This window comes from Streptomyces sp. NPDC001714, assembly GCF_042892755.1.
Lineage (GTDB): Bacteria > Actinomycetota > Actinomycetes > Streptomycetales > Streptomycetaceae > Streptomyces.
Genome location: NZ_JBIAUL010000023.1, coordinates 24807 through 45158, shown reverse-complemented (window position 1 = coordinate 45158; position 20352 = coordinate 24807). Strand labels below are relative to the sequence as shown.

At 71.7% G+C, this 20352-nt stretch carries 17 protein-coding genes; 4 read left to right on the top strand and 13 right to left on the bottom strand.

All coding sequences use genetic code 11. The annotated features are described in order from the left end of the window. Positions 1-75: 75 nt before the first annotated feature. The 4 genes from ACFY0P_RS42630 to bldG all read right to left on the bottom strand — a co-directional run bounded on the left by ACFY0P_RS42630 (position 76) and on the right by bldG (position 4797). A complete protein-coding gene (locus ACFY0P_RS42630; RefSeq protein ID WP_388926485.1) occupies positions 76-711 on the bottom strand; it encodes a small secreted protein in 636 nt (211 codons plus the stop codon). 306 nt (positions 712-1017) lie between these two features. Further along, positions 1018-3429: a sodium-translocating pyrophosphatase gene (locus ACFY0P_RS42625; protein WP_388926482.1), complete on the bottom strand. Its 2412-nt coding sequence runs from the start codon at positions 3427-3429 to the stop codon at positions 1018-1020. 340 nt (positions 3430-3769) lie between these two features. After that, positions 3770-4204, bottom strand: a complete 435-nt coding sequence (locus ACFY0P_RS42620) for an ATP-binding protein (protein ID WP_388926479.1) — start codon at positions 4202-4204, stop codon at positions 3770-3772. 251 nt (positions 4205-4455) lie between these two features. Next, positions 4456-4797 carry an anti-sigma factor antagonist BldG gene (gene bldG / locus ACFY0P_RS42615; protein WP_010986038.1) on the bottom strand — a complete coding sequence of 114 codons (342 nt, stop codon included), beginning with the start codon at positions 4795-4797 and terminating at the stop codon, positions 4456-4458. A gap of 162 nt (positions 4798-4959) precedes the next feature. Here bldG and ACFY0P_RS42610 point away from each other — a divergent pair, with 162 nt between their 5' ends. Further along, a complete protein-coding gene (locus tag ACFY0P_RS42610) occupies positions 4960-7332 on the top strand; it encodes a DEAD/DEAH box helicase (RefSeq protein ID WP_388926476.1) in 2373 nt (790 codons plus the stop codon). Positions 7333-7390: 58 nt separating this feature from the next. Here ACFY0P_RS42610 and ACFY0P_RS42605 read toward each other — a convergent pair whose 3' ends face one another. From ACFY0P_RS42605 to ssd, 7 genes are all read right to left on the bottom strand, one after another. Beyond that, entirely contained in the window at positions 7391-7717 is a 327-nt protein-coding gene (locus ACFY0P_RS42605) for an Rv3654c family TadE-like protein (protein ID WP_388926741.1), read from the bottom strand. 152 nt (positions 7718-7869) lie between these two features. After that, positions 7870-8199 carry a TadE family type IV pilus minor pilin gene (locus ACFY0P_RS42600; RefSeq protein ID WP_388926473.1) on the bottom strand — a complete coding sequence of 110 codons (330 nt, stop codon included), beginning with the start codon at positions 8197-8199 and terminating at the stop codon, positions 7870-7872. A 28-nt stretch (positions 8200-8227) separates the two neighbouring features. Beyond that, a complete protein-coding gene (locus ACFY0P_RS42595) occupies positions 8228-8416 on the bottom strand; it encodes a DUF4244 domain-containing protein (protein ID WP_093500124.1) in 189 nt (62 codons plus the stop codon). A 76-nt stretch (positions 8417-8492) separates the two neighbouring features. After that, complete coding sequence (locus ACFY0P_RS42590) at positions 8493-9281, bottom strand: type II secretion system F family protein (RefSeq protein WP_388926470.1); 789 nt, start codon at positions 9279-9281, stop codon at positions 8493-8495. Next, positions 9278-10138: a type II secretion system F family protein gene (locus ACFY0P_RS42585; RefSeq protein ID WP_388926467.1), complete on the bottom strand. Its 861-nt coding sequence runs from the start codon at positions 10136-10138 to the stop codon at positions 9278-9280. The genes ACFY0P_RS42590 and ACFY0P_RS42585 overlap by 4 nt, the downstream gene beginning before the upstream one ends. Positions 10139-10247: 109 nt before the next feature. Then, entirely contained in the window at positions 10248-11429 is a 1182-nt protein-coding gene (locus tag ACFY0P_RS42580) for a TadA family conjugal transfer-associated ATPase (RefSeq protein WP_388926464.1), read from the bottom strand. Then, positions 11426-12523, bottom strand: coding sequence for a septum site-determining protein Ssd (gene ssd, locus ACFY0P_RS42575; protein ID WP_388926461.1), 1098 nt, complete (start codon positions 12521-12523; stop codon positions 11426-11428). The genes ACFY0P_RS42580 and ssd overlap by 4 nt, the downstream gene beginning before the upstream one ends. Positions 12524-13106: 583 nt before the next feature. Between ssd and ACFY0P_RS42570 the strand changes: the two genes are divergently transcribed. Continuing rightward, a complete protein-coding gene (locus ACFY0P_RS42570; protein ID WP_388926458.1) occupies positions 13107-13931 on the top strand; it encodes an HAD family hydrolase in 825 nt (274 codons plus the stop codon). Between the two features lie 392 nt (positions 13932-14323). Here the strand turns inward: ACFY0P_RS42570 and ACFY0P_RS42565 are convergent, their stop codons facing one another. Next, positions 14324-15148 (bottom strand): oxidoreductase, encoded by an 825-nt coding sequence (locus ACFY0P_RS42565; RefSeq protein ID WP_388926455.1) that lies wholly within the window; start codon positions 15146-15148, stop codon positions 14324-14326. Positions 15149-15248: 100 nt separating this feature from the next. On the opposite strand from ACFY0P_RS42565, the gene ACFY0P_RS42560 reads away from it, so the two are divergent. Next, complete coding sequence (locus tag ACFY0P_RS42560) at positions 15249-16229, top strand: ATP-binding protein (RefSeq protein WP_388926452.1); 981 nt, start codon at positions 15249-15251, stop codon at positions 16227-16229. Positions 16230-16253: 24 nt separating this feature from the next. Here ACFY0P_RS42560 and ACFY0P_RS42555 read toward each other — a convergent pair whose 3' ends face one another. Then, complete coding sequence (locus ACFY0P_RS42555) at positions 16254-17516, bottom strand: hypothetical protein (protein ID WP_388926450.1); 1263 nt, start codon at positions 17514-17516, stop codon at positions 16254-16256. A 335-nt stretch (positions 17517-17851) separates the two neighbouring features. Between ACFY0P_RS42555 and ACFY0P_RS42550 the strand changes: the two genes are divergently transcribed. Beyond that, positions 17852-20215 carry a SulP family inorganic anion transporter gene (locus ACFY0P_RS42550; protein ID WP_388926447.1) on the top strand — a complete coding sequence of 788 codons (2364 nt, stop codon included), beginning with the start codon at positions 17852-17854 and terminating at the stop codon, positions 20213-20215. Positions 20216-20352: the final 137 nt, after the last annotated feature.

Below are 20352 nucleotides of genomic sequence, written 5' to 3'. Positions count from 1 at the left end.
TCCGCACACGGCCGGGGACCACCGGACTCCGCTCGGCACACGGCCCCCATCCAGCGAGAGGCTCGGCCCTGTGCCTCAGCCCGCGGTCGACGAGGCCGACGACGAAGCCGTCGACGCCGGAGTCGACGCCCCGGTCGACGTCGTCGAAGAGACCTTCTTGCAGCTGGCCTGCTCGGCGATCGCGTCCTTGACCTCGCCCTGCTCCAGGGCGTTCAGCGCCGCGGTGCCGCTCTTGCTCTGCGTCTCCAGCTGCGTCGTCTGGGAGGCGACGTCCTGCAGACCGGAGGCGAACTTCGCCTGGTCCTTGGTGTCGAGCGCGTCGACCTTCTTCTTCAGGTCGGCGTAGGACGCGGAGAGGCTGTTGAGGGTCGTGACGACGTTCTGCTGGCGCTTGGCGCCGTCGTCCACCCCGGGGGGCGCGCCGGCGCTGCTGATGGCCGCGGCGAGCGCCTTGTAGCCGTCGGACATGTCCTGGAAGGCCTTGGAGTCGGTCTTCTGGATGGTCGCGGCCGAACTCGTGGTGTCCGAGGCCGTCGTGGAGATCGCCTCGTTCGCCGCCTTGATCTTCGCGTCCTGCGCCGGCACCGCGTCGCACACGGTCTTGGCCCAGGCGATCAGCTTCGGGTCGGTGCCCTTGTTGCTGCTGCACCCGGACAGCGCCACTACCAGTACCGCACCGCCGGACAGTGCGGCCGCGAGCTTCTTGTTCACCGGATCGGTCCCTTCCATGGCTCTCGGCCCCCGGAATCTACACGGCGGACGGACAGCACCCCCATGGAAGCACCCATTAAGTATGCTTTTGGGGCGATTTACACCAAGGGAGAGAAGGCTCACGGCGAGACGAGGCGCACATCCCGGCCCCGAGCGCGCTCCGGCAGGTTCCGGCGCTCTTCGGCGCGCGACAGGCGGAAAGCGCCCCGGCGTACGAAACGGGCGGACGGCGTGTCAGCACACGCCGTCCGCCCGCTCGTTGACCGGTCCCCCTCGCGAGGGCCCCGGTGGGTGTCGTAAGACCGCCTACGAAACCACCGCGGGATCGGCCGACTTGGCCACGCGGTCGGCGCTGTCCTCGTCCTCGCCGACGGCGATACCGCGCCGCTTGGACACGTACACCGCGCCGACGATCACGATCAGCGCGAGGACCGCGATCAGGATCCGGATGCCGATGCTCTTGTCATGGCCGTAGGAGAACTTGATCACCGCGGGCGCGATGAGCAGGGAAACCAGGTTCATGACCTTGAGCAGCGGGTTGATCGCGGGTCCCGCGGTGTCCTTGAAGGGGTCGCCGACCGTGTCGCCGATGACCGTGGCGGCGTGGGCCTCGCTGCCCTTGCCGCCGTGGTGGCCGTCCTCGACGAGTTTCTTGGCGTTGTCCCAGGCACCACCGGAGTTGGCCAGGAAAACCGCCATCAGGGTGCCCGCGCCGATCGCGCCCGCGAGGTAGGAACCGAGGGCGCCGACCCCGAGCGTGAACCCGATGAAGATGGGCGCCATCACGGCGAGCAGTCCCGGCGTGGCCAGCTCGCGCAGGGCGTCCTTGGTGCAGATGTCGACGACCTTGCCGTACTCGGGCGTCTCCGTGTAGTCCATGATCCCGGGGTGCTCGCGGAACTGCCGCCGCACCTCGAAGACCACCGAACCAGCCGACCGCGACACGGCGTTGATGGCGAGTCCGGAGAAGAGGAACACCACCGCCGCGCCGGCGATGAGGCCGACCAGGTTGTTGGGCTGCGAGATGTCCATGGACAGGGTCAACGGGGCGCCCGCACCGGTGAGTTTCGCGCCCACGTCCTGCACGTTCGTGGTGATCGCGTCCCGGTACGAGCCGAAGAGCGCCGACGCCGCGAGGACGGCGGTGGCGATGGCGATGCCCTTGGTGATGGCCTTGGTGGTGTTGCCGACGGCGTCCAGGTTGGTGAGCACCTGTGCGCCCGCGCCCTCGACGTCGCCGGACATCTCGGCGATGCCCTGGGCGTTGTCGGAGACCGGCCCGAAGGTGTCCATGGCGACGATGACGCCGACCGTGGTGAGCAGGCCGGTGCCGGCCAGCGCCACCGCGAACAGCGCGAGCATGATCGACGTGCCGCCGAGCAGGAACGCGCCGTAGACCCCGAGGCCGATCAGCAGCGCGGTGTAGACGGCCGATTCGAGGCCGAGCGAGATGCCGGCGAGGACGACCGTGGCCGGGCCGGTCAGCGAGGATTTGCCGATGTCCATGACCGGACGCCGGTTGGTCTCGGTGAAGTAGCCGGTCAGCTGTTGGATGACGGCCGCGAGCAGGATGCCGATGGCGACCGCGACGAGCGCGAGGATCCGCGGGTCGCCGTCCTTGGCCCGGATGGCCGCGTCGGAGATGCCGTGGAGGTCCGCGTACTTGCTGGGCAGGTAGACGAAGACCGCGATCGCGACGAACACGAGCGAGATCACCGCGGAGATGAAGAAGCCGCGGTTGATGGCGGTCATGCCGCTGCGGTCGCTGCGGCGCGGGGCGACCGCGAAGATGCCGATCATCGCGGTGAGCACGCCGATGGCCGGCACCAGGAGCGGGAAGGCGAGTCCGGAGTCGCCGAAGGCCGCCTTGCCGAGGATCAGCGCGGCGACCAGGGTCACGGCGTACGACTCGAAGAGGTCGGCCGCCATGCCCGCGCAGTCGCCGACGTTGTCGCCCACGTTGTCGGCGATGGTCGCGGCATTGCGCGGGTCGTCCTCCGGAATGCCCTGTTCGACCTTTCCGACCAGGTCGGCGCCGACGTCGGCGGCCTTGGTGAAGATGCCGCCGCCGACACGCATGAACATGGCGATCAGGGCGGCACCGAGGCCGAATCCTTCGAGCACCTTCGGCGCGTCGGCCGCGTACACCAGCACCACACAGGAGGCGCCGAGCAGGCCGAGCCCCACCGTGAACATGCCGACGACGCCGCCCGTGCGGAAAGCGATCTTCATGGCCTTGTGCGAGACGGCGGTGAGATCCTTTTCCGGTTCGCCTTCCGCCGGGGTGGCTTCCCGGGCCGCCGCGGCGACGCGCACATTGCTGCGTACGGCGAGCCACATGCCGATATAACCGGTGGTCGCCGAGAAGGCCGCGCCGATCAGAAAGAAGATCGACCGGCCGGCGCGCTGGTTCCAGTCGTCCGCGGGCAGCAGCAGAAGCAGGAAGAACACCACGACGGCGAATACGCCGAGAGTGCGCAACTGCCGGCCCAGATAGGCGTTCGCGCCTTCCTGGACCGCCGCCGCGATCTTCTTCATGCTGTCGGTGCCCTCGCCCGCCGCGAGCACCTGGCGTACCAGGATCCAGGCGACCACGAGCGCGGCCAGCGCCACGGCGGCGATGACCGCCACCAGGACCCGGTTGTCGTCGGTCAGGACTGCGGCTGCGAAGGTTGTGGGGTGATGGCCCAACTGATGAGGGGTAGAAAGCCCCGCCATTCGTCCTCCTTGACGCTTGGGCTGAGCTCAAGATGTGGACGGATTCTAGGTACCCGCGAGTGATCTAAACAGGGGACGGTAAACGGAATTAGCCTTCTCGTGCTCTTCAGCAAATGATCGTGGTCCCCCCGGGGAACCCGAAAGCGGTAATGCCCTAAAAGCATTGACGGCGACCGTTTACTTGATCAAATTATCGCCCGATTGATCGTGAATGAATTCACTAAACACATCGCACGAGATCACTTTACGACCGGCCGCAGGTGACACGGCCGCGGGGACGTGCGGACATGCCGAAGGGCCCCACTCGGTGGGGCCCTTCGGTACACAGACAGGGTGGCTCTCAGGTGAGCGCGACTCCGGGCGGGATCGTCGGCCAGGTCATGCGGATCAGCCCGCCGTGCTCCCCCGCCGTGACCTCCACGTCGTCCACGAGGCCGCTGATGACCGCGAGGCCCATCTCGTCCTCCTCGGCCTCCACGTCCACGTCCGCCGCGCCACCGCGCGCCCGGTCACCGGGAACGGAACGGGGTGCCTCGTCGCCGACCTCGATGGAGAACTGTTTCTCGTCCTCGATCAGCGCCACCCGGACCGGATCGGTGATGGCGGCGGCCTGGTGCAGACCCACGGCACGGGAACAGGCCTCGCCGACGGCCAGCCGGACCTCGTCCAGGACGGCCTCGTCCACTCCGGCCCTGCGAGCCACCGCCGCCGCCACCAGTCGGGCGGTGCGGACGTGCTCGGGCAGCGCGCTGAAGCGGAGTTCAACGGTGGCCATACGTCCCCCTCGGAACTACGGGCGTGCGGTGGGGGGGGGCCGGGCCGCCGAAGAACCCGGAACCCCCCGATGAATTGCGTCCGCCGCGGGCACTGCGGCCCGTGCACGGCTGCCGGCACGGGCACGCGGGCCCGAACGGGCGGGGGTGACACGGGCGTCCGTACGGCGCAGTGGCGGGTACGAGCCCGTGCCGAGGGCCGGCCGGACGGTACGGACCGATCGGCGGTCCGGGTACGTCGGCCGGCCCGGGGTCAGTCGGTGGCCGCCACCGCTTCCTCGACCGAGGTGTGGATCGGGAACACCTTGGTGAGGCCGGTGATACGGAAGATCTTCAGAATGCGCTCCTGGTTGCAGACCAGGCGCAGCGAGCCCTCATGGGCACGCACCCGCTTCAGGCCACCGACCAGCACGCCGAGCCCGGTGGAGTCGAGGAAGTCCACGCCCTCCATGTCGACGACGAGGTGGAAATTCCCGTCGTTCACCAGCTCGACCAGCTGCTCGCGCAGCTTGGGCGCGGTATATACGTCGATTTCGCCACCGACCTCGACGACCGTACGATCGCCGACTGTACGAGTCGACAGGGACAGGTCCACGGATCCTCCAGCACCTTGCTATCGAGCGGTCGCCCCTCGGGACACCTCGGCTTGCGGCCCCCGGGACGGTTCGCCAGCCGCGATGGCATTCAATCACTTACGGCAGGCGTGCACGACGCCTTGGCCCCATTGTCCGTCATGCCAGTGACACACTCGGTCCCGATGGCCATAAATCACCGATCCGATCGAACGCCGGTTCCGGCCGTGTCCGGGTTCTCTCCGGGCACGGTCCTGGACCGGCTCGCCTCCGGGCCGAGCCGGGCTTCGCGCATCACTCATACGGAGCACTTGCCCCCGCGTGCGGGTCGGCATGCCGTCTGGCCTGACCGGATTCGTTCGGAGGTCGTCGCGGCCGTGCAGGAGTGCGGCATCGACCATCCCTGGGAGCACCAGGCGCTGGCCGCCGAGCACGCCCTGGACGGCGACTCGGTGGTGGTCGCCACCGGCACCGCCTCCGGCAAGTCCCTGGCCTACCTCGTACCGGTCCTGTCCACCCTCCTGGAGGGCTCCGAGGCCGCCAACGGCCGCGGCGCCACCGCCCTCTACCTGGCGCCCACCAAGGCGCTGGCGGCCGACCAGTGCCGTGCCGTGAAGGAACTTTCACAACCGCTGGGAAACTCGGTGCGCCCCGCCGTGTACGACGGCGACACCCCGTACGAGGAACGGGAGTGGATCCGCCAGTACGCCAACTACGTGCTCACCAACCCCGACATGCTGCACCGCGGGATCCTGCCCGGACACGCCCGCTGGTCCTCCTTCCTGAAGTCGCTGAAGTACGTCGTCGTCGACGAGTGCCACACCTACCGGGGCGTCTTCGGCTCGCACGTCGCCCAGGTGCTGCGCCGGCTGCGCCGCCTGTGCGCCCGCTACGGCGCCTCCCCGGTCTTCCTGCTGGCCTCCGCGACCGCCGCCGAGCCGGCCGTGGCCGCCGGCCGTCTCACCGGCCTGCCGGTCGTGGAGATCGCCGACGACGCCTCCCCGCGCGGCGAGCTGGTCTTCGCCCTGTGGGAGCCGCCGCTGACCGAACTGCATGGCGAGAAGGGTGCCCCCGTCCGCCGTACCGCCACCGCCGAGACCGCCGACCTGCTGACCGACCTCGCCGTGCAGGGCGTGCGCTCGGTCGCCTTCGTGCGCTCCAGACGCGGCGCGGAGCTGATCTCCGTCATCACCCAGGAACGGCTGGCCGAGGTGGACCGCTCCCTCGCCCGGCGTGTCGCGGCCTATCGCGGCGGCTACCTCCCCGAGGAGCGGCGCGCCCTGGAGCGCGCGCTGCACTCCGGGGAACTCCTCGGACTTGCCGCCACAACGGCCCTGGAGCTGGGCGTGGACGTCTCCGGGCTGGACGCCGTACTGATCGCCGGATACCCCGGTACGAGGGCCTCTGTGTGGCAGCAGGCGGGTCGAGCGGGCCGCGCCGGGCAGGGCGCCCTCGCGGTCCTGGTCGCCCGCGACGACCCGCTGGACACCTTCCTCGTCCATCATCCCGAGGCCCTGTTCGACCAACCGGTGGAATCGACCGTCCTCGACCCCGACAACCCGTACGTCCTCGCCCCGCACCTGTGCGCCGCCGCGGCCGAGATCCCCCTCACCGACGACGACCTCGACCTCTTCGGCCCCGCCTGCAAGGAACTGCTGCCGCAACTGGAGGCCGCGAAGCTGCTGCGCCGCCGGACGAAGGCCTGGCACTGGACCCGGCGGGAGCGGGCCGCCGAGCTGACCGACATCCGCGGCGAGGGCGGCCGCCCTGTACAGGTCGTCGAGGCGGGCACGGGACGCCTGCTCGGCACGGTGGACGCGAGCGCCGCCCACTCCACGGTCCACGAGGGCGCGGTCCACCTCCACCAGGGCCGCACCTACCTCGTGCGCTCCCTGGACCTGGAGGACTCGGTGGCCCTGGTCGAGCAGGCCGAGCCGCCGTACTCCACGGTCGCCCGCGACACCACGGCCATCTCCGTCCTGGAGACCGACACCGAGATCCCCTGGGGCGACGGCCGCCTCTGCTACGGCTCCGTCGAGGTCACCAACCAGGTGGTCTCCTTCCTGCGCCGCCGGCTCATCACCGGCGAAGTGCTGGGCGAGACGAAACTCGACCTCCCTCCGCGTACGCTGCGCACCCGCGCGGTGTGGTGGACCGTCACCGAGGACCAGCTCGACGAGGCCCGGATCAACCCGGAGATCCTCGGCGGCGCCCTGCACGCCGCCGAGCACGCCTCCATCGGCCTGCTCCCGCTCTTCGCGACCTGCGACCGCTGGGACATCGGCGGCGTGTCGATCCCGCTGCACCCCGACACGCTTCTGCCGACCGTCTTCGTCTACGACGGCCACCCCGGCGGCGCGGGCTTCGCGGAGCGCGCCTTCCACACCGCCCGCACCTGGCTGACGGCCACCCGGGAGGCGATCGCCGCGTGCGAGTGCGACGCCGGGTGCCCGTCCTGCATCCAGTCCCCCAAGTGCGGGAACGGGAACGAGCCGTTGCACAAGCGGGGGGCGGTGCGACTCCTCACGGTGCTGCTGAAGGGGGCGCCGACGGGGTAGTCGTTCGGCTGCGGGTCGGTGGAGGCTCGTCGCGCCCCCCGCGGCGGAGCCGCAGATGTCACAGCCCCGCGCCCCTTTTGGGGCGCGCTGTCAGGGCGTGCGTCGCAGCGGGGCCGGCCCTCGCTCGAACCTCGGCCGTGAACGGCCTCCCGCCCGAGACCGCAGAGACATCCGAGACGTCACCGACGATCACGCACCGCGTCAGCCGCGCGCCCTGTGCCCGTGCCACCCGGTCCGCCAACGCACAGGCCGCCGTGGTCCCCTCGGCCCAGTGGTCCGCCGCAGCGAGGGCGGCCATGTCGGCGCCACCGGCCGCGCGATGCCGGACGACCACGGCGTGCCCCAGCCCCAGCACCACCCCGAACACCGCGCACAGCACGGCGATCGCCCCGACACTCCAGACGGTGGCAGAGCCTTGATCACGCGCCCCGCCGAAACGCGCCCCGAAGAGGCGCGGGGCTGTGACATCTGCGGCTCCGCCGCGGGGGCGCGGCCCACCCCCACGCGGCGGCAGCCACCCGACCACCGCACGCCCCCTCACGGCACCACCTCCGCCGGCCCCTCCGCCAAGGCGACCGCCGACTCCCGTACCTCGAACGGCAACGCGCCCAGCACCGGCGGCCTCGCCACCACCGTCACCCGCACCTCGCCGCCGTCCCGAGCCACCGTCACCGCCGCCCCGTCAGGCGCCGCCTCCTTCGTCACCGCGACCACCGCGTCCTCTGTGTCCTGCCGCGCCGCGGCCCGCGCCCCGGTGCGGGCGGCGTCCACGCACCGGATCTGGGCGGCCACCACGAGCAGCCCCCACACCAGCGCCATCGTGAACGCCACCAGCACCGGCAGCACCACGGCCGCCTCCGCCGTCACGAACCCCCGGTCCGCCCCGCGCCCCCGCTCACATCCGCGCACTGAGGGCTCGTTTCACGATGGCCTGGAGCTCCGCGCTGACCTGCCCGCTCGTCACGACCGCGTAGAGGACCGCCGCGAACCCGACGGCGGCGATGATCCCCATCGCGTACTCGGAGGTGACCATTCCGGCATCCCGGCGTACCAGCTTCCACATCTTCCAGTACATCTCACGCATCTCGACTCCCTTGAACTGGTTCGAACTAGCTTGGAATTGACATCGGTTCCCGTCGGCGGCCCCGCTATCGCGCCCTTCATCCACCACCCCCTCGCAGCACCCCGCCCGCGAGTCCGATCACCACGGGCAGCACACCGACCGCGATGAACGCGGGCAGGAAACACAGCCCCACCGGCGCCGAGATCAGCACGGCCGCCCGTCGTGCCCGCGCGGTCGCGCCCCTTGCCCACTCCGCGCGAGCGTCCGAGGCGAGCCGGGCGACGGGTGCGGCCGCCGGCATCCCGGACTCGTCCGCGCGTTCCAGCAGCCGGGCCAGGGCGGCGGCACCCGGCAGCCCGGCCAACCGCCGCCAGGCAGCCGCCGGTTCACCGCCCAGCCGCACCTCCGCCGCGCCCCGCGCCAGCCCCTCCCCGACAGGCCCGCCGAGGGCCTCTCCGACGGCCTGGGCGGCGACCACCGGCCCGGCTCCGGCGGCGATGCAGGCTGCCAGGAGGTCGGCGGCGAGCGGGAGTTGGCGCGCCGCTTCGGCCGCCTCCGCCTCAGCCGTCCGGTCCCCGTCGCCCGCCTGGCTCCGCCACCGCCACAACCCCACCCCGACGCCGAGCCCCAGCAGCGCCCCGACGACCCCGCCGACCAGCACCCAGCCGCCGCACACCACACCGACGACCGGCAGCCACCTGCGAACGGCGCCGCCGACCTCGGAGTGCCGCTCCGCCCGCACGGACCTCTCCAGGCCGAGCAGTTCGGCCACCTTCCGCCGGGCCCAGCGCCTGCGCCTGGCCCTCTCCAGCCGCCATGCCGACCAGCCCAGGGCCGCCAGCACCGCGGCCGTCACCCCCAGCCTGTGGACAACCTCCGCGCTCACGCCGCCTCAGCTCCCCGCACGATCCGGGCCGCCCACCACATCCCGGCGCCCTCGAACGCCGCGCCGACGACCAGGCAGCCCAGCCCTGCCCCGGTGTGCAGCAGCACCCGCAGCGGGTCGGCGCCCAGGGCCGAGCCGAGCAGGAGACCGAGGGCGGGCAGGGCGGCGAGCATCACGGTGGTGGCCCGGGCGCCCGACAACTGGGAGCGCAGGTCGGCCCGTTGGTCCCGTTCGGCGCGCAGGGCGGCGTCCAGACGGTCGAGACCGGCCGCGAGCCCGGCGCCCTGGTCGACGGCCACCCGCCAGCAGGCCGCGAGCCCCCGCAGGCCGTCGGCGCCGGGCTGCCGCGCCGCCACCGCCAACGCCCCCGGCACGTCCCCGCCGAAGCGCGCAGCCGCGACCACGGCAGGCTGGGCCTCACCGAGCCCGCCTGAGTCCCGTGCGGCCCGCAGCAGCGCCTCACCCGGCTGCCGTCCCGCGCGCACCTCGCCGGCGAGCGCCCCGCACAGTGCGATCACCGCGTCGGCGCGCGCCTGCCGGGTCCGCCGCGTCTGCCGGGCCTGCCGCATCCGGCGCAGCATCGGCACCCCGGCCGCCCCCGCGAGGACCGGAAGGGCCGAGGCGGCAAGGAGCGCGAGCGCCACACCGACGGCCAGGGCCCACCACTCACCGCGCCAACGGCCGCGCAGCCGCCGGAGTTCCCCGAGCGCCTGCTCCCAGGAGGGCGGCCCGGTGGTCACCACCCCACCGCCGGCGAGCAGCAGCCGCGTCCGCCGTACCTCACGCTGCCGCTCGGCCAGCAGCCAGGCCATGACCCCACCGCACACCACGGCCGCGCCGATCGTCGTCTCACCCATCACACGTTCCCCTTTCAACTCATGGATCACTGACGTCACTTCAGAACCAATGGAACCCACAGACCGGACGGAGCTCACGGGTCGGACAGAGCTCACCGGCCGGACGAGCTCATGGACAGGTCGCGTTCTTCCCAAGCAGCCCCCGCAGCCGTTCCCACCCCTGCTCCCGCGCGAACTCCGCCGCGTCCCAGCGCAGCGCCGGTACCGTCCGCACCAGCCCGGAGGAGTCCCGCTCCAGGACGTGCACCTCGGCGATCCGCCGCCGGCCCGCGCGGTCCCGTACGAGGTGCAGCACCACCGACAGCGCGGCCGCCAGCTGGCTGTGCAGGGCGGCCCGGTCGAGCCCGGCGGCCGTGCCGAGGGCTTCCAGGCGGGCCGGTACGTCCGCGGCCGCGTTGGCGTGCACGGTGCCGCAGCCGCCCTCGTGGCCGGTGTTGAGCGCGGCCAGCAGGTGGACCACCTCGGGCCCGCGGACCTCGCCGACGACGAGCCGGTCGGGCCGCATCCGCAGGGCCTGCCGGACCAGGTCCTCCAGGGTGACGAGGCCGGCACCCTCCTGGTTGGCGGGTCTGGTCTCCAGCCGTACGACGTGCGGATGTTCGGGCCTGAGCTCCGCCGAGTCCTCGGCGAGCACGATCCGCTCGCCCGGGCCGACGAGACCGAGCAGGGCACTCAGGAGGGTCGTCTTGCCCGTGCCCGTGCCACCGCTGACCAGGAAGGACAGCCTGGCCGCGATGAGCGCCCGCAGGATCCGGTCACCGCCCGGGGGCACGGTTCCGGCCGCGACCAGTTCGTCGAGGGTGAACGCCTGTGGACGGACGACCCGCAGGGACAGGCAGGTGCAGCCGATGGCCACCGGGGGCAGGACCGCGTGCAGACGGGTGCCGTCGGGCAGCCGGGCGTCCGCCCAGGGACGCGCGTCGTCCAGGCGCCGACCGGCCACCGCGGCCAGCCGCTGCGCGAGACGCCGTACCGCCGCCGCGTCCGGGAAGGTGACCCGGGTGAGTTCGAGGCCGCCGCCGCGGTCCACCCAGACCCGGTCCGGGGCGGTCACCAGGACGTCGGTGACCGTGGGGTCGGCCAGCAGCGGCTCCAGGGGACCGCTGCCGACCAGTTCGGAGCGCAGTCGCTCGGCCGCGCCGAGGACTTCGGCGTCGCCGAGTACCCGCCCCTGGGCGCGCAGCGCCTGGGCCACCCGCGCGGGTGTCGGTTCGGCGCCGCTCTCGGCGAGCCAGCGCCGTACCCCGTCGAGCAGGGCCGGGCCGTCCGCGTCCGCGCTGCCCGGCCTCACGCGACACCACCGGCCTCGACCAGCGTGCGCTCCCAGAAGCCCTTGCAGAAGCGGGCCAGCGGTCCGCGAGCGACGGACCCGGGCGGTTTCCGGCCCGGGCGGGCCAGGCCGGGTTCGGCGGGTACTTCGCCGGCCAGCGGCAGGCCGAGCAGCCGGGCCACCTCGCGGTCGTCCAGACCGGGCGCGTACGGCCCCCGTACCGCCACCCTGAGGTCGCGTACGACCATGCCGACGGTGGCCGCCACCCGTCCGGCGGCCGCGACGGCGCGGAGTTCGGCGGGGACCACCAGGACCGCGAGGTCGAGCTGGGTGAGGACCTCGGCGACCTCGTCGTCCAGGCGGCGTGGCAGGTCGACGACGACCGTGCCGCCGCGCCGCCGGGCGGCGGCGAGCACCGCGCGGACGGCGGGCGGCGGGATGGCCACGCAGTCGCCGCGGTCCCAGCTGAGGATCCGCAGTGAGTGCAGTTCGGGCAGCGACTCCTCCAGGGCGCCGCTGCCGAGCCGGCCGCGCGAGGCGGCGAAGGCGGGCCAGCGCAGGCCCTCGGCGGTCTCGCCGCCGAGGAGGACGTCGATCCCGCCGCCCAGCGGATCCGCGTCCACGAGCAGGGTGCGCACTCCCTCCCGCGCGGAGGTGACGGCGAGCGCGCAGGCCAGCGTGGAGGCGCCGGCCCCGCCCCGGCCGCCGATCACGCCGACGGTGAGGGCCGGGCGGCCCACACCCTCGACGACGTCGGCGATCCGGTCCACGAGCCACTGCTCGCCGTCGGGCAGCATCAGGACGTGGTCCGCGCCGATCTCCACGGCCCGTTTCCACACGTCGGGGTCGTCCTGGTCGAGGCCGACCAGCACCACCCCGCGTCGGCGCGCGGCCCCGCGCACCCGTCGGGCGGCGTCGTCGCCGACCAGGACGAGCGGGGCGGACTCCCAGCCGCCGCGTTCCGGTGGGCCGTGGTGGACCTCCGGTTTGGCTCCGGCCGCGGCGCACAGGCGCAACAGGTCGTCGAGGAGTTCGGCGTCCTCGGTGACGATCATCGGGCGTCCGGGCCGTCCCGAGGCGGCGGACGGCGGGTCCTGGGTGACAGTTCCGGCCACGTGAGCTTCCCCCTTGGCTGCGTTCTCACGCATGGCCCCTGCGGCCATGCGATTCCCAAACGTGTGAAGAACCGGCAAGCGGCTCCATATGCACGGCCGACAGAAACCGGCCATTGGCGCCCGACAAACGGAACCCGGCCATGAACTCGCCGCCGCCGGAGCGCGCTGGAATCACGGTGCAGCGAACCCGGAAATCGTGTGGATCTTGGTCCAAAACTGTGGACGACTCGATGGTTGTGAATATCGCCGTCACCCATACCGGTGAGGCCCGTTCTGGGGCGGGTGCGACTTCCACAGCGCAGCGCTACAACTACCCAGCGTGACGGATCATGGGTACGCCAAGAGGGCGGCCGAAGCCGCCCGGCCGAGGCCTCACGGCCCGCAAGAGAGGAGGAAAACCCACCCGGACATGCGACGACCCCCACCGGGGGGGAGAGTGGGGGTCGTCTCCACGGCCGACTCGGGGGGGGAGGAGCCGGACCGGGTTAGCACGGTCGCGAACGATCCGTGACTTCCATGGTGTACCCGAGAGCCCTCTCAGGCAAACCCACGCGCCCCACCTTACGCCGAATGGTGGGCGCCTATGCTCGGGGGCGTGGAAAACCACTCCTTGCCCCGCACAGCAGCCTTCTTTGACCTGGACAAGACGGTCATTGCGAAGTCGAGCACGCTCACGTTCAGCAAGTCGTTCTACCAAGGCGGTCTGATCAACCGCAGGGCGGCGCTGCGCAACGCGTACTCCCAGTTCGTGTTCCTGGTCGGCGGTATGGACCACGACCAGATGGAGCGCACGCGCGCATACCTGTCCGGTCTCGTCCGTGGCTGGAATGTCCAGCAGGTCAAGGAGATCGTCGCCGAGACCCTGCACGACCTGATCGACCCGATCATCTACGACGAGGCCGCCTCCCTCATCGAGGAGCACCACAGGGCCGGCCGGGACGTCGTCATCGTCTCCACCTCGGGCGCCGAGGTGGTCGAGCCGATCGGTGAACTCCTCGGTGCCGACCGCGTGGTGGCCACCCGCATGGTCGTCGGCGACGACGGCTGCTACACCGGCGAGGTGGAGTACTACGCGTACGGGCCGACCAAGGCCGAGGCCGTCCGGGAGCTGGCCGCCTCCGAGGGGTACGACCTCGACCGCTGCTACGCCTACAGCGACTCGGCGACCGACGTGCCGATGCTCCAGGCCGTCGGGCATCCGCACGCCGTGAACCCGGACCGCGCGCTGCGCCGCGAGGCCCTCGCCCGCGGGTGGCCGATCCTGAACTTCAACCGGCCGGTACGGCTCAAACAGCGGATCTCCGCGCCCCCGCGCCCTGCCCTGGTCGCCGCGGCGGCCATAGGCGCGGCGGCCGCCACCGCGGGCCTGGTCTGGTACGCGAGCCGGCGCCGGAGCACGGTCGCCTGAACCGGCCGCTCCCGACCTCATTCACCCGTTCGCCCCATCAGCATCCCTTTGATGCGTCTTTGAACCTAAAAGTAAAGAACTGAGGGCAGGACTTCCGCTTGCTCCGGGCTTGCAGTACAAAGGGGTTAGCGGCCCGCGAGACCAAAGGACATCCGCGAGGATCACCTTTAAAACGCATTTGGCCCCACGGACCCAGCATGGACATCGGGCACCCACGCGACGTCGACCCGTCGATTACGGGCCAGCCGCACCAGGTGACGGGCAAAGTACCCGACCTGATGGGCGACATATCGAGGACGCCTGGTAACCCGGTGAGTCATGCCAGCGGCGGTACGAGAAATCGTACCGCCGCAACCCTTTTCCCAGGCCCCGCGCCGCCCTCCGCCCGGGCTCTACGCCGCCCCGCGCTGCAGCGCCTCGCAGACCGCGGTCGACTCGCGCACGCCGAGTTCCACCGCGCGCCCGCAGTGCGCGATCCAGGCCGCCATCCCTTCCGGAGTTCCGGAGACATAGCCGTCCAGGGCCGCCAGATAGGAAGCGCGGCCCAGCTCGGCGTGGCCGACCTCGGCGGGGCAGATCGCCTTGGGGTCGAGACCGCTGCCGATCAGCACGATCCGCTCGGCCGCGCGGGCGACCAGCCCGTTGCACGAGGTGAAGGGCCGCAGCGCGAGCAGTTCGCCGTGCACCACCGCGGCCGTCACCAGTGCGGGCGCCTCGCTCCCCGCGACGATCAGCTCGGAGAGCCCCTCCAGGCGCCCCGACACCTCGTCGGCGTCCGGCAGCTCCAGTTCCACCAGCGGCTCGTCGACGCCCTCGCCGGCCCGGCGCGGCCTGCCGACCTCGTCATCGTCCGTCGCGGCCGCCACCAGGTGCAGCCGGGCCAGCACGCGCAGCGGCGACTGCCGCCAGATGGACAGCAGCTGGCCCGCTTCCGCGGTCAGCCGCAGGGCCGCGCCGACCACGCGCGCGTCGTCGTTCCCACCGAAGTCGGAGCGCCGCCGCACCTCCTCCAGCGCCCAGTCGGCACCGGACAGCGCGGCACTGCCCCGGGCGGCCCGCAGCGCGGCCTCCGAGGTGACGGCGTTGCTGCGGCGCCGCATGATCCGGTGCCCGTAGACCCGGTCCACGGCCTTGCGCACGGACTCCACGGACTCGGCCACCCCGGGCAGCGACCCCAGGGCCGCGAGCGGATCGGCGGTCGCACCTGTCGTACTCATGAGTACGACACTACGCACCCCGCCCTGGGGCTCCACGAAGGAGTGGTCTTCTTCACTCCATGTGCCACGCACAGCTATCGGCCGACTACCCTTCGTGAACATGAAAATTGCTTTCGTCGGGAAGGGCGGCAGCGGCAAGACCACGCTCTCCTCCCTGTTCATCCGCCATCTCGCGGCCGGCGGCGCGCCGGTCGTCGCCGTCGACGCCGACATCAACCAGCATCTGGGCCCCGCGCTCGGCCTCGAGGAGACGGAGGCGGAGGCACTGCCCGCGATGGGCGAGCGGCTCTCCCTGATCAAGGAGTACCTGCGCGGCCACAACCCGCGCATCGCCTCCGCCGCGACGATGATCAAGACCACCCCGCCAGGCGAGGGTTCGCGGCTGGTCCGGGTACGGGAGCCCAATCCGGTGTACGACGCCTGCGCGCGGCCGGTGGAACTCGACGGCGGCGCCGTCCGTTTGATGGTCACCGGGCCCTTCACGGACGCCGACCTGGGGGTCTCCTGCTACCACTCCAAGACAGGAGCGGTGGAGCTGTTCCTGAACCACCTCGTCGACGGCCCCGACGAGTACGTCGTGGTCGACATGACGGCGGGGTCGGATTCCTTCGCCTCCGGCATGTTCACCCGCTTCGACATCACGTTCCTCGTCGCCGAGCCGACCCGGAAGGGGGTCTCCGTCTACCGCCAGTACAAGGAGTACGCCCGGGACTTCGGCGTCGTCCTGAAGGTCGTCGGCAACAAGGTGCAGGGGCAGGAGGACATCGACTTCCTGCGCTCGGAGGTCGGGGACGACCTGCTGGTCACGGTCGGGCACTCGGACTGGGTGCGCGCCATGGAGAAGGGCCGCCCGCCCCGGTTCGAGCTCCTGGAGGACCCCAACTCCCGCGCCCTGCGCGCCCTCAAGGTGGCCACCGACGCGACGTACGAGCTGCGGGACTGGGAGCGCTACACCCGGCAGATGGTCCACTTCCACCTGAAGAACGCCCTGTCGTGGGGCAACGAGCGCACCGGGACCGACCTGGCGGCGCAGATCGACCCCGGCTTCGTGCTCGGCGAGGGAGTGGCCGCCCCCGTCTGACGGACGGCCACTTCGGTCCTGTGCCTACGACTTGACGGCCGGCGCCCCGGGCACCCCCTTCGGTGCCGGGGCGGGACGGCCGGACAGGAAGGCCTCCCAGCCCTGCCGCGGTGCCTCGCCCACGTTCAGGGTGCGCAGCCTCTTCAGGACCTGCGGATCCTGGGCGTCCAGCCAGTCGGCCAGCTGACGGAAGGAGACACAGCGCACGTCGGGCTTGTTGCAGACGTCCGCGACCACCTCGTCGAGGGCACGCATGTAGGTGCCGCCGTTCCAGGACTCGAAGTGGTTGCCGATGACGAGTGGTGCGCGGTTGCCGTTGTAGGCCCGGTTGAAGCCCTGGAGCAGCCCGTCGCGCATCTGCTCGCCCCAGTAGTCGTACTTGTCGGGGTCACCCTGGGTCGACGTGCCGGACTGGTTGACCATGAAGTTGTAGTCCATGGTCAGCTGCTCGTAGGAGTGGCCGGGGAAGGGGACGAGCTGCATCGACAGGTCCCACAGCCCTTCCCGCTTCTTGGGCCAGACCTGGTCGTTGACACCACTGGTGTCATAGCGGAAGCCCAACTGGCTCGCCGCCTTCACGAAGTTCTTCTGCCCCTCCAGGCAGGGGGTGCGGGCGCCGATGAGCTCCTTGTCGTAGTCGAAGGGCAGCGGTGCGGCGTTCTTCATGCCCGTGTTGGTCTTCCAGGTCTTCACGAACTGCTTGGCCTGGGCGATCTCGCTCTTCCACTCGGCCACCGACCACTCGCCGACCCCGCCGTCCGGGCCGCAGAAGTGCCCGTTGAAGTGGGTGCCGATCTCGTTGCCCTCCAGCCAGGCCAGCCGTAGCTGCTTGACCGTGTCGGCGATGCCCTGCTCGTCGTTGAAGCCGATCTCGGAGCTGCCGGGCGAGTGCTGCGGGGGCCGGTAGAGGTCACGCTTCTCCTCGGGCAGCATGTAGACGCCGCTGAGGAAGAACGTCATGTTCGCGTGGTTCTCCTTGGCGACCTTGCGGAAGTGCGAGAACAGCTTCTGGCTGTCCTCGCCCGAACCGTCCCAGGAGAACACCACGAACTGCGGAGGCTTCTCACCGGCCTTGAGCCGCTCGGGCCGGGGCAGATGCGGCTGCGCCCCGGTGTAGGCGGTGGACCCGTCGCCGATCAGACGGACCACACTCTGGGGCGCCGGCGCTCCCTTCTCCGGCCCGGACGCCCCTTGCTCGGAGTTCGTACCGGTCGCGCAACCGGCGACCGACGCGGCACAGGCCGCGGCGGCCACGGCGCCGACCGCAATCCTCTGGGTGGCGGCCAATTCCGCTCACCTTCTTCCTTCTCTCGGCGAACGCCGGTGACGGCGTTTTATGGCGATGTGCCGGGTATCTGCCGACAGCCCGGCCAAGGTCGCATAGGACCGAGAGAGGGATTAATACGACAAGCCGATGAACTGCTCACTTCACCCATGGAGGTGAGAAGGTGCCCCATTTGCGCAGAAAATCCATGCCTGACCTTTACTCTGCATTACGATTCGTTTACCGAGCGTTGATTCATCCCGCCACTGCACGCCGTGACCCATGGCCGCGACCGAGGCCCCCGCCCCAGGTGAGGGCCCCGGATCCGCGACCGCACTGCCCGGAGGAGACGGGAACCATGTCATCAGCCTGCGTACCCACCCACCCCGAGAGCCTCGGCCTGGCCCGAGCCGCAACTCCCAAGGCCGTCACCGGCGCTGACCGGCCGCAGCACCCGCCCGCGCCGACGCCTCCGCGCCGACGCCTCCCCGTCGCGGGCGCCGACCTGTCCGCGTCCGTCGCCGTGTTCCTGATCGCCCTGCCGCTCTCCCTCGGCATCGCCCTCGCCACCGGTGCCCCGCTCCAGGCCGGCCTGGTGGCGGCGGCCGTCGGCGGCCTGGTCGCCGGCCGGCTCGGCGGCTGCCCGCTCCAGGTCAGCGGCCCCGCCGCCGGACTCACCGTGGTCACCGCCGACCTGATCCACCGGTACGGCTGGCAGGCCACCTGCGGCATCACCGTCCTCGCCGGACTGGCCCAACTGGGCCTGGGCTGCCTGCGGGTGGCCCGCACCGCGCTCGCCGTCAGCCCGGCGGTGGTGCACGGCATGCTCGCCGGTATCGGCGTCACCATCGCGGTCGCCCAGCTGCATATCGTCCTCGGCGGCACCCCGCAGAGCTCGGTCCTCGCCAACGTACGGGCGCTGCCCGCCCAGTTGGCGAACCTGCACCCGGCCGCGGTGGCGGTGAGCGCGCTGACCCTGGCCCTGCTGTTCGGCTGGCCCAGGATCCCGGGCAGGGCGGGCCGCCTGCTCGGGACCGTCCCGGCCGCCCTGGTCGCCGTCGCCGGTGCCACCGCGACCGCCTCGCTCACCGGGCTCACCCTGCCCCGGGTCGACCTGCCGTCCTGGAGCAGCCATGCCCTGGCGGGGCTGCCCGAGGGGCCGGCGCTCGGCCTCGTCGCCGCAGTGCTCACCACCACGCTGGTGTGCAGCGTGCAGTCGCTGCTGGGCGCGGTCGCCGTGGACAAGCTGGTGGCAGGCCGCACCGGACCCCAGTCCCGGCTCGGCCGCTCCGACCTGGACCGGGAGCTGCTCGGTCAGGGCGCGGCCAACATCGTGTCGGGGGCGCTCGGCGGGCTGCCGGTCGCGGGGGTCGCGGTGCGCAGTTCGGCGAATGTGCAATCCGGTGCGGAGAGCCGGAACTCCACGATGCTGCACGGCGTTTTCGTAGTAGTCGCCGCGCTGCTGATGGTCCCCGTCCTGGATCTCATCCCGCTCGCCTCGCTCGCCGCCCTGGTGATGGCCGTCGGCATCCAGATGGTGTCCCTGCACCACATCCGCACGGTGACCCGCCACCGCGAAGTGCTGGTGTACGCCGTCACCACGCTCGGGGTGGTTCTCCTCGGCGTCCTGGAGGGCGTGGTCCTCGGGGTCGCCGTGGCCGTCGCCCTCGCCCTGCACCGCCTCGCCCGGACCCGCATCACCCACGAAGAGAAGGGAGGAGTCCATCACGTACACGTAAGAGGACAGCTGACGTTCCTCGCGGTGCCCCGGCTCAGCAGAGTCCTGCATCTCGTACCCCAAGGCGCCCACGCCGTAGTGGAGTTGGACGGTTCGTTCATGGACCACGCGGCGTACGAGTCACTGCGGGACTGGCGCAGGGCCCACACCGCACAGGGCGGCTCCGCCGAACTGACCGGCTGCCGCGCGGGCGTCCGCTCACCGGAGTACGGGCACGACCCGGAGTACGGTCGCCACCCCGAGCCGCACGCGGGTCACGGTGACGGCCTCAAGCGCCGGCTCGGGAGATCGGCCGGTGCGGGTCATGAACTCGCCCGCGGGATCCGCGCGTTCCAGCGCCACACCGCGCCCCTGGTCCGGGACGAGCTGGCCCGGCTGGCGCGCGAGGGGCAGCGGCCGTCGCAGCTCTTCCTCACCTGCGCCGACTCCCGGCTCGTCACCTCGATGATCACCTCCAGTGGCCCAGGTGACCTGTTCGTGGTCCGCAACGTCGGCAATCTGGTCCCTCTTCCGGGTGAGGAGAACGGCGACGACTCGGTGGCGGCCGCGATCGAGTACGCGGTGGACGTGCTGAAGGTGCGGTCCATCACGGTGTGCGGGCACTCCGGGTGCGGGGCGATGCAGGCGCTGCTCGGCTCCGGGACCGGGGGTGCGGCGACCCCGCTCGGGCGGTGGCTGCGACACGGGCTGCCGAGCCTGGCACGGCTGGCGGACGAGGGCGGAGCGGGAGCACGGCTGGCCGGGCGGGTGGCGGCGGACACGGTGGAGCGGCTGTGCCTGACCAACGTGGTCCAGCAGTTGGAGCACCTGCGGGCGCACGACTCGGTGGCGCGGGCGCTGGCCGCCGGTGAGCTGCAGCTGCACGGGATGTACTTCCATGTGGGCGAGGCGCAGGCGTACCTGCTGAGCCGGGACGGTGGGGACGGAGAGGGAGGGGTGTTCCAGGGGGTACCCGGTACGGAGGAGCTGCCCAGCCCGGCGTGAGCGAAAGGGCGGCCGGGCCGGTCGGGCCGGTCGGGGACGCACCGGCCTGTACGGGCCGGCATGGGCGAGTCCGGCATGCCCCTGTGTGCCACGACGGGCCGGCACTGGCAGGCTCGGCACGCCCGATCGGGGCACCC

Coding starts and splice junctions, on each gene's coding strand:
- ACFY0P_RS42625 (WP_388926482.1), bottom strand. CDS start 3,429: ATGGCGGGGCTTTCTACCCCTCATCAGTTGGGCCATCACCCCACAACC.
- ACFY0P_RS42565 (WP_388926455.1), bottom strand. CDS start 15,148: ATGAGTACGACAGGTGCGACCGCCGATCCGCTCGCGGCCCTGGGGTCG.
- ACFY0P_RS42560 (WP_388926452.1), top strand. CDS start 15,249: ATGAAAATTGCTTTCGTCGGGAAGGGCGGCAGCGGCAAGACCACGCTC.
- ACFY0P_RS42585 (WP_388926467.1), bottom strand. CDS start 10,138: ATGGGTGAGACGACGATCGGCGCGGCCGTGGTGTGCGGTGGGGTCATG.
- ACFY0P_RS42595 (WP_093500124.1), bottom strand. CDS start 8,416: ATGCGTGAGATGTACTGGAAGATGTGGAAGCTGGTACGCCGGGATGCC.
- ACFY0P_RS42550 (WP_388926447.1), top strand. CDS start 17,852: ATGTCATCAGCCTGCGTACCCACCCACCCCGAGAGCCTCGGCCTGGCC.
- ACFY0P_RS42610 (WP_388926476.1), top strand. CDS start 4,960: ATGGCCATAAATCACCGATCCGATCGAACGCCGGTTCCGGCCGTGTCC.
- ACFY0P_RS42570 (WP_388926458.1), top strand. CDS start 13,107: ATGCTCGGGGGCGTGGAAAACCACTCCTTGCCCCGCACAGCAGCCTTC.
- ACFY0P_RS42620 (WP_388926479.1), bottom strand. CDS start 4,204: ATGGCCACCGTTGAACTCCGCTTCAGCGCGCTGCCCGAGCACGTCCGC.